The sequence below is a fragment of the Streptomyces palmae genome (assembly GCF_004684805.1).
GTDB lineage: Bacteria > Actinomycetota > Actinomycetes > Streptomycetales > Streptomycetaceae > Streptomyces > Streptomyces palmae.
In genome coordinates this window covers 1-11,167 of record NZ_SRID01000226.1, presented here as the reverse complement: position 1 = coordinate 11,167, position 11,167 = coordinate 1, and the positions used below count along the sequence as shown (strand labels likewise).

The 11,167-nt window shown below is 73.8% G+C and carries 8 protein-coding genes; 5 read left to right on the top strand and 3 right to left on the bottom strand.

The window, feature by feature from the left end; translation table 11 throughout:
* On the top strand, nucleotides 1-1,066 hold a 1,066-nt coding region (locus E4099_RS34400), incomplete at its 5' end, for a zinc ribbon domain-containing protein (RefSeq protein ID WP_245245050.1).
* A 190-nt stretch (nucleotides 1,067-1,256) separates the two neighbouring features.
* On the opposite strand, the gene E4099_RS21365 is transcribed toward E4099_RS34400, so the two are convergent.
* Together E4099_RS21365 and E4099_RS21360 are read right to left on the bottom strand one after the other, a co-directional pair.
* Nucleotides 1,257-2,078 (bottom strand): endonuclease I family protein, encoded by an 822-nt coding sequence (locus E4099_RS21365; protein WP_135340714.1) that lies wholly within the window; start codon nucleotides 2,076-2,078, stop codon nucleotides 1,257-1,259.
* A gap of 154 nt (nucleotides 2,079-2,232) precedes the next feature.
* Complete coding sequence (locus E4099_RS21360) at nucleotides 2,233-4,317, bottom strand: SpoIIE family protein phosphatase (RefSeq protein ID WP_135340713.1); 2,085 nt, start codon at nucleotides 4,315-4,317, stop codon at nucleotides 2,233-2,235.
* A 431-nt stretch (nucleotides 4,318-4,748) separates the two neighbouring features.
* On the opposite strand from E4099_RS21360, the gene E4099_RS21355 reads away from it, so the two are divergent.
* Both E4099_RS21355 and E4099_RS21350 read left to right on the top strand, forming a co-directional pair.
* Nucleotides 4,749-6,254: a carboxylesterase/lipase family protein gene (locus E4099_RS21355; protein WP_135340712.1), complete on the top strand. Its 1,506-nt coding sequence runs from the start codon at nucleotides 4,749-4,751 to the stop codon at nucleotides 6,252-6,254.
* A gap of 263 nt (nucleotides 6,255-6,517) precedes the next feature.
* Nucleotides 6,518-7,843, top strand: coding sequence for a cation:proton antiporter domain-containing protein (locus E4099_RS21350; protein ID WP_135340711.1), 1,326 nt, complete (start codon nucleotides 6,518-6,520; stop codon nucleotides 7,841-7,843).
* A gap of 48 nt (nucleotides 7,844-7,891) precedes the next feature.
* Here the strand turns inward: E4099_RS21350 and E4099_RS21345 are convergent, their stop codons facing one another.
* Nucleotides 7,892-8,656: a DeoR/GlpR family DNA-binding transcription regulator gene (locus E4099_RS21345; RefSeq protein ID WP_135340710.1), complete on the bottom strand. Its 765-nt coding sequence runs from the start codon at nucleotides 8,654-8,656 to the stop codon at nucleotides 7,892-7,894.
* Between the two features lie 74 nt (nucleotides 8,657-8,730).
* On the opposite strand from E4099_RS21345, the gene E4099_RS21340 reads away from it, so the two are divergent.
* Both E4099_RS21340 and E4099_RS21335 read left to right on the top strand, forming a co-directional pair.
* Nucleotides 8,731-9,966: an MFS transporter gene (locus tag E4099_RS21340; RefSeq protein ID WP_135340709.1), complete on the top strand. Its 1,236-nt coding sequence runs from the start codon at nucleotides 8,731-8,733 to the stop codon at nucleotides 9,964-9,966.
* 107 nt (nucleotides 9,967-10,073) lie between these two features.
* The gene (locus tag E4099_RS21335; protein ID WP_135340708.1) at nucleotides 10,074-11,144 is read left to right on the top strand and encodes a class I SAM-dependent methyltransferase; all 1,071 of its coding nucleotides are present in this window, start codon (nucleotides 10,074-10,076) and stop codon (nucleotides 11,142-11,144) included.
* Nucleotides 11,145-11,167: the final 23 nt, after the last annotated feature.

Here is an 11,167-nt window from a genome sequence, read left to right as displayed (position 1 = left end):
GCCGTCCGCCGCGCCCCCGGTCGCACCGGACGGCACACCCGCCGGATCCCCGTCCGGCCAGGGGGACCGCCCGGAGCAGACGGGGCGGCCGCGGCGGTCGGGGTTCGTGGTGCCGCCGATGCCGAGCACCGCCCCGACCCGACCGGCCCCCGACGCGCCCACCACACACCTGGCCGCGGTGCCGCAGCCCACCACACCGTCGGTCACCTCGCGCCGCCCCGACGAGCGGCTGATCATCGGGGGCGTCGGCCCCGACCACCGGGCGCACGACGAGACGGGCTCCACGCCCGTGCCGTCGGCGCGGCGGCAGGCCGCCGCGAACCGCCCCGGCCGCGTCTGTCCGCGGTGCGGCACCGAGAACGCCCATGACCGCCGGCTGTGCCGGATGTGCGGCGCCGACCTGGTGACCGACGAGTCCTCGGCGGCCCAGCCGACTCGGCTGCCGTGGTGGCGCCGGCTCCTGCGCCGCTCGGAGCGGGTGCTGGAGGCGGGTACCCGACCCCGGCGGCGCAGGTGGCCCCGGCCCCGGCTGACCCTGCCGGTGCTGTCGCTCATCCTGCTGGCGGGGGCCTGGTTCGGGCGCTCCCAGCTGTCGCGGGTGTTCCACTTCACCCAGGACCGCACCAGCAAGCTGGAGGCCCTGCGCCCCATGGACGCCCGTGCCTCCAGCGCGGCACCCGGCCACCAGGCGGGCGCGGCCTTCGACGGATTCAACAACCGCTACTGGGCGCCGGCCAAGGCGGGCGCCGGCACCGGGCAGTACCTGGAGGCCGAGTTCGAGAAGCCGGTGAAGCTGCGGAAGATGCTGATCACCTCCGGCAGCTCGGCCAAGGAGGACGAATTCCTGCTCCAGGCCCGGCCGTCCGAGCTCATCGTCAACCTGACCGACGCGGACGGCAAGCACAGCACCAAGAAGATCGAGCTCCGCGACCAGCCCGGTGAGCAGAGCTTTGACGTACGCGGCTCGGACGTCGTCGCGGTCCGGCTGACCGTGGAAGGGGCCTACGGCACCCGCGAGAACCGCCGACTGGCCCTTGCCGAGGTGGAGTTCTTCGGCCGGCGCTGAACGGCCGGACCGGATGCGGCGGTCGGAGCCGTCCTACGACTCCGACCGCCGGTTCGGGCGCCGCCCGACCGAGGCTACGCGCGTCACCTGGGCGCCGGATGCGACACTACGCGCGTCACTTCGGCGCCAGGCGTGACGCTACGCGCGTCACCTTCGATCCGGGGGCTGCCCGGACGCGCTGCCGCGCGCGTCACCAGATGGACTCGACCCACTCCGGGTGGTCGATGAACGGGTTCCGGTTGTGCTGGTACTTGTCGTAGATGACCTGGTTGCGGCGCTTCTCGAAGGCGTCCGGCGGGTCCTGGAGGCTCCACTGCTTCAGTACCGACAGCCGGCCCATGTACGGCTGGCTGCCGTTGCTCACCTTGTCGTTGGGCTCCAGGTCGGCGAAGCCGTCGTCCCCGTCGTAGCGGACGGCCATGTAGAGGATCATGCGGGCCACGTCGCCCTTGACCGCGTTGCGGGGCTCGAAGGAGTCCGAGTCGGTGTAGCTGCCCGGGGCGCCGCTGACCGCGCTGCCGCCGTTGTCGAAGTCCTTGTTGCCGCGGATGCTGTTGACCGTCACATCCTCCGGGCGCAGGTGGTGCAGGTCGGTGCCGGGGCCGGTGGCGGTGCCGAAGTCGCCGTGGGACTTGGCCCAGACGTGCTCGCGGTTCCAGTCGTGGGCGTCGCCGCCGCTGAGGCTCTTGCTGATCGACTTGCCGGAGTAGACCTCGATGACGTTCGCCGAGTTGGCCGGGTCCTCGTCGGTGTCCTTGAGGGCGTTCCAGACCTGGTCGTAGGTGACCTTGCTCTGGCTCTTGATGATGGTGTGCAGCGCGCTCTTCAGCTCGGCGCCGCTCTTGCCGATCGCGTTCTGGTAGTAGGTGTCGTCGTAGGGGCTCACCGTGGTGGAGGCGGTGGCCGCGGTGGGGGACGCGGTCGCCGGGGCCTGTGCGAGCACGCCGGCCGTCAGGGCTGCGGCGGCCAGCAGTGACAGCGGTATCCAGCGTGTCGTGCGGCGGACGGGCATGTGGGGTGTGTCCTCTCCCGGGGGGCCTCGCACCGTCCGCCGAGAAGGCATCTGCCCAGCGGGCGGGGTGAGGTGACGGTTCATCGGTCAACCGGGAGCGTGACACAGACATGACACTCATGTGTGAACAAGATGCGATGGTTATGTGTCAGCGTTATGAATCAAGAGCGGTGGCCCGGGAGATGAGCAGGGCCACGTCGTCGTGCTCGTCAGGGTTGCGCAGTGCGGCCAGCAACTGGTCGCACAGGGCCTCCAGATCCTCGTGCGGCCCGGCCAGCAGTTCGGCCAGCCGCTCCAGGCGGAGGTGTATCGGCTGGTCGCGGGTCTCGACCAGGCCGTCCGTGTACAGCACCAGCTCCTCGCCCGCGGACAGCGGCACCGCCGTCTCCTCGAAGTGCACCCCGCCCACGCCCAGTGGGGCTCCCGTGGGCAGTTGCAGCAGCTCGGGCCGTCTGCCGGGCCGGACCAGGACCGGCGGCAGATGCCCGGCGACCGACACCACGCACCGGGCCCGCCGCGCGTCGTACAGGGCGTAGATGCAGGTGGCGAGGGCGGGATCGAGGTCAGTGGCGGTACGGTCCAGATGACGCAGCACCTCGGCCGGCCCCAGATCCAGCTCGGCCAGTGTCCGGGTGGCGGTGCGCAACTGCCCCATGGTGGCGGCGGCGTTGATCCCGCTGCCCATCACGTCGCCCACCACCAGGGCCGTCCGGTCACCGGGCAGCGAGATCACGTCGAACCAGTCGCCGCCGACCCGGCCGGCCGCGTGCGCGGGCTCGTAGCGGTAGGCGATGTCCAGGCCCCGGGGCCGCGGCGGGCGGTGCGTCAGCAGGTGGCGCTGGAGGGCGAGGGCGGTGCGCCGCTCGCTCTGGTACCAGCGGGCGTTGTCGATGCACACCGCGGCGCGGGCGGCGAGCTCCCCGGCGAGCAGCAGGTCCTCCTCGTCGAAGGGCACCGGATGCCGGGCGCGGCCCAGGGTCAGCGCCCCCAGCACCTCGCCGCGGGCGATCAGCGGCACCGCCATGTAGGAGTGCAGCCCGGACCGGGTCAGCAGCTCCGCGGCGCGCGGGCTGGCGGCGATCAGCCGCAGGTCCTCCGCGGTGACCCGCTCCACCAGCACCGGGCGGCCGGTGACCACGCACTGGGTGACCACCCGGTCGTCGGCGTACGCGGCGATCTGCCCGGTCGGGTCGGCGGCCTCCACCGCCTCGGTCGGATAGGCGGAGCTGACCGCCAGCGCCCGGAACCGCGCCGAGCCCGCGGCCGGCGCCGCCGACCGGTGGCCCCCCTCCAGGATCGCGTCCAGGACGTCCACCGCGGCCAGGTCGGCCAGCTCCGGGACCACCACATCGGCCAGTTCCTGGGCGGTGCGGTCCACGTCCAAGGTGGTCCCGATGGACACCGAGGCATCGGCGATCACCGTCAGCCGCCGGCGGGCACGGGCCGCGGCCAGGGCCGCCTGGTGCTGCTCGGTCACATCGATCAGCGAGGTCGACAGGCCCAGCACCCGGCCGCTGGAGTCCTCCAGCCGGTAGTGCGAGGCCGACCAGGCGTGCTCGACACCCGGGTCGTCCGGCGGGCGGCCGACGGTGAACTGGTTGAGCATCGGCACCCCGGTGGCCAGCACCTTGCGCATGGTGGCCGAGAGCTCCTCGGTGTCCAGGAAGTCCAGCACCTCATGGACGCTGCGGCCGATGTGCTCCTCGGCGGGCAGCCCGTTCATCCTGGCCAGCGCCGGATTGACCATCACGTAGCGCAGCCGCTCGTCGTAGACCGCCAGCCCGATCGGCGACTGCGCCACCAGCCGCACCGACAGCGCCAGGTCCTGCTCCACCTCGCGGAGCACCGACTGGTCGGCGGCGATGCCCAGCGCGTAGCCGGCTCCCGAGGCGTCCAGCAGCCGCATGTTGCGGAACTCGACCCGCCGGGTGGTGCCGTCCTTGTGGAGCACCGGGAAGACGCCGGCCCAGTGCTCGCCCCCGCCCATGACCTCCGCGAAGATCCCGAGCACCAGCTCCCGGTGCTCGGGCGCCACCAGCAGCTTGGCCGCGTACTCGCCCAGTGCCTCCTGGGCCGTCCAACCGAACAACTCCTGCGCCTGTGGGCTCCACAGCGCTATCCGCCCCCTGGCGTCCAGCATCACCGCTGCCACGCCCAGCAGGTCCAGCAGGTCCCCGGGCTCCGCCGAGTTCGCCTCGGTCGGGGCGGAACCCGCTGGGAACGCCTCGGTCGAACCCATTCAGGCACTCCTTCCGCAAGCCGCCGCGAGTCGACGGCGGGGGCCGGTACCCGCCCGGCGTGCCCGTCGGCTGGCCTCCATCATCGCTCCGGGCGCGGGGCAGTTCCAGATCAAGTGCGATGGTCTTACCCCACGTGTTCGAACGCGGCCGGTGTGTGGTCACCGGGGTGCCGGCCCCCGGCCGCGACCCCGCGGACCGGGCCCTGGTGCGCCGCGGGACGACCGCGCAGCGCACCCGGACGGACGCCCTGGGTGAGGTACGGCTCCCAGGCGGGAAGGCTTCGGACACGGCGCACCCGGAGGACACCACCGAGGCTGCGGCACTCCTCGGCGCTCCTCGGCGCTCCGCGGCCGACCGGGGGCACGGCCCGAGGCCGTCGCGCCGTCGGAGGACCGGCGAAGGCCCGTGGGGCCAGGGAGGGCAGGCGACCATGGAGATCACCGTCCGCACCGAGTACGGCAGGCTGCGCGGCCGGGAGAGCGAGGGCGTCACCGCCTTCCTCGGAGTCCCGTACGCCGCCCCGCCGTTCGGCCCGAACCGCATGCGCCCGCCCCGGCCCCCGGAGCCCTGGGCCGGGGAGCGGGACGCCCTCGCCTACGGGCCGACCGCGCCCCAGCCCGGCTACCGGCCGCCCATGGACGCGCTCGTCCCCAACGCCGAGAACCCGGGCGAGGACTGCCTCAACCTCAACATCTGGACGCCCGCCCCCGGTCGCACCGGGGGCGGGCTGCCGGTCATGGTGTGGATCCACGGAGGTGCCTTCGTCAACGGCGCCGGCTCGCTCGACCTCTACCACGGTGCCCGGCTGGCCGCCGACGGCGTCGTGTGCGTCACCCTCAACTACCGGCTCGGAGCGGAAGGCTTCCTGCTGCTGCCCGACGGGACCGCCAACCTGGCGCTCCTGGACATGCGGGCCGCGCTGTGCTGGGTCCGGGAGAACATCGCCGCCTTCGGCGGGGACCCGGACACCGTCACCGTCTTCGGCGAGTCCGCCGGCGCCATGAACATCTGCACGCTGATGGCCATGCCCGCCGCCCGGGGACTGTTCCACCGGGCCATCGCGCAGAGCGGAGCCGGCCATCACACCCACACCGCCGAGACCGGCCGCCGGATCACCGAGCGGCTGGCCGCCCTGGCCGGGGTCGAGCACACCACCGAGGCACTGGCCGCCGCCTCCCCCCAGCGGCTGATGGCGGCCAACACCGCGCTCGCCCAGGAGCTGGCCGGCACTCGGGACACCGAGCAGTGGGGCGAGGCGGCCGGTGGCGCCGTCACCGTGCTGCCGGTGGTGGACGGCGCCACCCTGCCGGCCCGGCCGATCGAGGCCGCGGCCACCGGGGCCGGAGCCGGGATCCCCCTGCTCACCGGCACCAACACCGACGAGGTCCGCTTCTTCCTGGTGCCCCGCGGTGTCCACCACCAGGTCACCGAGGAGCTGCTGCGCACCGTGCTCGCCGGCCATGGCGTGGACGCCGACGTGGCGTTGACCCGCTACCGCGCCACCCGGCCGGACGCCGGTTGGGGCGAGCTGCTCTGCACCGCGCTCACCGACCACGCCTACCGGATCCCCGCCGTCCGGCTGGCCGAGGCCCGGGCCGCCCACGGCGCGAACACCTATCTCTACGAGTTCGCCTGGCGGTCGCCCGCGCTGGACGGCACCCTCGGCGCCTGCCACGCCTGCGAGATCGGTTTCGTGTTCGGCAACACCATCGGACGGCTGACCGGCACCGCCGCGCCCCGGGAGCTGTCCGACCAGATGCGCGGCGCGTGGACCGCCTTCGCCCGCACCGGCGACCCGGGCACCGGCGGCGGACTGCTGCCGCACTGGCCCGCGTACCGGGAGCGGCGTTCCGTACTGCGACTGGGCGACGGCCCACCCACCGTGCACCAGGACCCCGCGGCCGAGGAGCGGTTGCTGTGGGAGGGGATCCGCTGATCCGGTAGGCGCGCGCCCGGGCCCACCGGCCACCAGCCGGCATCCGCCGGTCGCCGGGCAGGAGGCGGAGGGCGCGGACGGGCGCCGCCGGCACGGGCCGGGAGCAAGCGGTGTGCGGGCGTCCGCCCGATCCTCGCGGGACCGTACGCCCCGGCGCACGCCCAGGGAGGCACTGGTCAACAAGCCTGGCCCGCACCAGACTTGACGGGCCTGCGCGGTTGTGCGCGGTGGACCACCATGGTTTCCCACCTTCTGGAGGATCGATGGCAGGGCCCCACGATGTCCCCCTGGACGCGGTCGTCATGGCCGATATCGCCCTGGTGCTCCTTGTCGGCGCACTGGTGGCAGGACTCGCCCGGCGTCTGAGACAGCCGCCCGTGATAGGGGAGATCGCGGTCGGCATCGCCCTGGGCCCCAGCCTGCTGGGGCTGCTGCCGGGCGACCTGCCGCAGCAGCTTTTCCCCGCCGAGGCGCGTCCGATGCTGTCCGCGGTCTCCCAACTCGGCCTGCTGCTCTTCATGTTCCTGGCCGGCTGGGAACTGGACGCCGCGCTGGTGCGCAACCGCGGCCGTGCGATGCTCGCCATGGCCACCTCGGCGATGGTCGTGCCCTTCGCCCTCGGGGCCGGGCTCGCCGCGCTGCTCCTCGGCCACTACTCCGGCGACCGCGGCAGCGCCGCCTTCGTGCTCTATCTGGGTACTGCCATGTCCATCACGGCCTTCCCGGTGCTGGCGCGGATCCTCAGCGACACCGGGTTGAACCGCACCCCGGTCGGGGCGACGGCGATGGTGTGCGCCGCCGTCGGCGACGTCCTGGCCTGGTGCCTGCTGGTACTGGTGACCGCGGTGGCCGAGGCCGCCGGGCCGGGCCGGCTGGTCGAGGTGGTGCTGCTCACCGCCGTCTACGCCCTGGTGATGGCGCTGGTGGTCCGCCCGCTGCTGCGCCGCGGGCTGCTGCGCGGCGACCGGCGGCTCGGCGCCGGGCGGCTGTTCACCCTGGTCGCCGCCGGGGTGCTGCTCTCCTCGTACGTCACCTCCTGGATCGGCACCCACGCGATCTTCGGCGCCTTCGCCTTCGGGATGGCGATGCCGCGGCAGCTGCGCCAGGAGCTGCGGGAGAGCATCGAGGTGCCGCTGGAGAAGACCGCCACCCTGCTCCTTCCGGTCTTCTTCATCCTCACCGGGCTCACGGTCGACCTCTCCTCGCTCGGCTGGTCCGGCTTCGCGGTGCTGCTCGCGGTGCTCGCGGTCGCCACGGGCGGGAAGCTGCTGGGCGCGATGGTGCCGGCCCGGCTGTCCGGGCTGTCCTGGCGGGAGGCCGGCGCCTTCGGGCTCCTGATGAACACCCGCGGCCTGACCGAACTGGTCATCCTCGACGTGGGCCGCCAGCTGGGGGTGATCGACAACCGGCTGTTCGCCGTGATGGTGGTCATGGCCCTGGTGACCACCGCCATGGCCGGCCCGCTGCTGCACGCCATGGACATGACCCCGGCCGTCCCGGCCGCCCGACCCGCCGCGCGCGTACCGGCCGGCTCCGCGGGCCGGGACCGCGTCACGGCCGGCCAGGGACCGGAGGCCGGCGCCGACTGACGGCGCGCCCGCTGCCCGAGGAGACCGGGGCGGCGGTGGGCGGGGCGGTCACACCCCGCGGACCGCCACCCCGGCCGCACGCAGGGTGTCCAGGTCGGCCGGGTCGGCGCTCCCGTCGGTGACCACGGCGTCCAGCGCCGTGGTGGGCGCGACGAAGGCCAGCGCGGTGCGGGAGAACTTGGCGGCCTCGGCCACCGCGATCACCCGGCGCGCGGATGCCATCGCCGCGCGCTTGACCGCGGCGTCGGCCAGGTCGTAGGCGGTCAGCCCGTCGGCCGGGGTGAGCCCGCAGCAGCCGATCACCGCGGTGTCGAAACGCAGGGCCGCCAGCGAGGACTCGGCCAGCGGACCGGTGACCGCCAGCTCGCCGCGGCGGGCCTGGCCGCCCGGCAGCAGCACGGTGGCGGTGGCCTGGGGAGCGGTGAGCACCTGCGCCGCGTGCAGGGACAGCGGCATGACGGTGAGCTGCCGTCCGGCCAGCACCCGAGCGACCTCCAGACAGGTGGTGCCGCTGTCCACCACGACCGACTCGCCGTTCGCGATCATGCGGCCCACCTCGGCCGCGATCCGCTGCTTGACCGGCAGCCCCTCCCGGATCCGCAGCCCGAACGGCGGCTCCTCGCCGCGCAGTACCAGACTGCGGGCCCCGCCCCGGTAGCGCTCCAGCACCCCCTGTTCGGCCAACTGCTCCAGGTCCCGGCGGATGGTCATCTCGGAGGCGCCGGTCAGCTCGGCCAGCTCGGCCACGCTCAGCCGTTCGGCCTCACGCAGAGCGGTGGTGATCGCGGCGAGCCGCTCGTGGTGTGTCCCCATGGGGGGTATCGCACAAGAAGATCGTGCGTAAGTCAATCTTTCGAACTGATTGTATGTTCGTTACGCTCCCGGGGATGACGACGCCCCCTCCGCAGCCGGCGCCGCCCACCCGGGTGCTGCGCCTGGCACGCCTGTCCACCTTCGCCTTCTTCACCCTCAACGGCCTGCTCATGGGCGCCTGGGTGGTCCACATTCCCGCGATCGAGGACCGGCTCCAGATCAGCCACGCGGTGCTCGGCTGGCTGCTGCTCTTCCTGGGCGGCGGGGCGTTCCTCGGCATGCAGGTCTGCGGGCCGCTCACCGACCGCTACGGCAGCCACCGGCTGGTGCCCGTCGGCGGTGTGCTGTGCAGCGCCTCACTGGCCCTGCCCGGGCTGGCGCACAGCGCCTGGACACTGGCGCTCGCCCTGCTGGTGCTGGGCTTCGCCAACGGCTGCCTGGACGTCAGCATGAACACCCACGCGGTCCAGGTCGAGCGCGGCTACCGGCGGCCGGTGATGTCCGCCTTCCACGCCTTCTTCTCCATCGGCGGCGTGCTCGCGGCGCTGCTCGGCGCCCGCACCCTCAGCTGGGGGTGGAGCGTCCCCGCCACCCTGACCGGGGCCGCCGCGGCGGGCATCGTACTGACCCTGATCGCCGCCCGCGGCCTGCTCCGCCCCGACCCCGCGACCGGCGGACCGGCGCCGACCGGGACCGCCGAGAACGACCCACCGGCGCACCCCGGCAAGGCGGCGGACCCGGGCCGGGGCACCCCGTCCCGGGTGTGGGCGCTGGCCGTGCTCGCCCTGCTGGTGATGCTCTGCGAGGGAGTCGCCAACGACTGGAGCGTGCTGCACCTGCGGGACGCGCTGGACGCCCCGGCCGCCACCGCGGCCTTCGCCTACGGCGGGTTCGCCACCGCGATGACCGCCGGCCGGCTGGCCACCGACCCGGTGGTCGCCCGGATCGGCCCGGTCCGGGTGGTGCGCTACGGCACGGTGCTGGCCGCCGCGGGCCTGGCCACCGCCTCGCTCACCCCCTGGATCCCGCTGGCGCTGATCGGCTGGACGGCCTTCGGCCTCGGACTCTCCGGGGCGGTGCCGCAGTTCTTCAGCGCCGCCGGGCACCTGGACCCGGAGGCGTCGGGGGCGTACGTCTCCCGGGTGGCGGGCCTCGGCTACCTCGGCGTGCTGGCGGGCCCCGCCGTGATCGGGCCGCTGACCCACCTCGTACCGCTCCAGGCGACCTTCCTGCTGCCGGTGGCCTTCTGCCTGGTCGCCGCCTGCGCCGCCGGGGTGCTGGCCCCCGCCCGGGCATCCGGCCCGGCGTAGCGTGGAGAGCAGAGCCCGCAATGCCCCGGCACCCGGACATCGAGCGGTACGGAAGGCGGCCCGGCTACGGCAGGACACCCCGTCGGCCCGATGGGGAAGGAAGGACCATGGCGACCCCCCACGACCCCGATCCCGCGGCCTGTGAGGCGTTCGCGGGCCGCATGGCGCAGGTGTTCAACGACGGTTGCCTGGCATTCCTCAGCAGCGTCGGTCACCAGACCGGACTGTTCGACGCGATGAGGACCATGTCCCCGACCACCAGCACCGACCTCGCGCGCGCCTGCGACCTGGACGAACGGTATGTCCGCGAGTGGCTGGGCGGCATGGTCGTCGGCCGCTTCGTCGACTACGACCCGCAGAGCGGCACCTATGTCCTGCCGCCCGAGCACGCCGCCAGCCTGACCAGGGCGGCCGGCACCCGGAACCTCGCCGAAGCCACCCAGTACCTGGCACTGATGGGGGAGGTGGAGGAGCGGGTGGTCGAGGCGTGCCGCCAGGGCGGCGGCGTCCCGTACTCCGCCTACCCGCGCTTCCGGCGGCTCCAGGCCGAGGCGTCCGCCCAGGTGATCGACGCGGCGCTGGTGGACGGTGTCCTCCCGATGGCCGACGACCTCACCGACCGGCTCCGACAGGGCATCGACGCCATCGATATCGGCACCGGCCGGGGACACGCGGTCCACACACTGGCCCGCGCCTTCCCCAAGAGCCGGTTCCGCGGCATCGACATCTGCGAGGAGGGCATCGCCGCGGCTCGCCGCGGTGCCGCAGAACTGGGCCTGCGCAACACCGACTTCGCCGTGGCGGACGCCGCGGAACTCACCGGACGGTACGACCTGGTGACCGCGTTCGACGTGATCCACGAGCTGGCCCACCCCACCCGGACCCTCGCCGCCGTCTCCCGGGCGCTGCGCCCCGACGGGCTGTTCCTGATGGCCGACGTCGCCGCCTCCAGCGCGCTGGAGGAGAACATCGACCACCCGCTGGGCCCGACGCTCTACGCCCTCTCCCTCTTCCACTGCATGACCGTCTCGCTCGGCCAGGGCGGCGAGGGCCTGGGCGCCGCCTGGGGAGAGCGGGCCGCCCTGAGCAAACTGGCCGAGGCGGGCTTCACCGAGGTCCGCACCCACCAGGTGGACGGCGACGTACTCAACCGCTACTACCTGGCTCGCAGGGGCTGACCGCGGAGCGCGCGGGGCCGACC

What these genes read in the sequence shown, in the direction of transcription:
- E4099_RS21365 (WP_135340714.1), bottom strand. Translation starts at nt 2,078, where the DNA reads ATGCCCGTCCGCCGCACGACACGCTGGATACCGCTGTCACTGCTGGCC.
- E4099_RS21360 (WP_135340713.1), bottom strand. Translation starts at nt 4,317, where the DNA reads ATGGGTTCGACCGAGGCGTTCCCAGCGGGTTCCGCCCCGACCGAGGCG.
- E4099_RS21355 (WP_135340712.1), top strand. Translation starts at nt 4,749, where the DNA reads ATGGAGATCACCGTCCGCACCGAGTACGGCAGGCTGCGCGGCCGGGAG.
- E4099_RS21350 (WP_135340711.1), top strand. Translation starts at nt 6,518, where the DNA reads ATGGCAGGGCCCCACGATGTCCCCCTGGACGCGGTCGTCATGGCCGAT.
- E4099_RS21345 (WP_135340710.1), bottom strand. Translation starts at nt 8,656, where the DNA reads ATGGGGACACACCACGAGCGGCTCGCCGCGATCACCACCGCTCTGCGT.
- E4099_RS21340 (WP_135340709.1), top strand. Translation starts at nt 8,731, where the DNA reads ATGACGACGCCCCCTCCGCAGCCGGCGCCGCCCACCCGGGTGCTGCGC.
- E4099_RS21335 (WP_135340708.1), top strand. Translation starts at nt 10,074, where the DNA reads ATGGCGACCCCCCACGACCCCGATCCCGCGGCCTGTGAGGCGTTCGCG.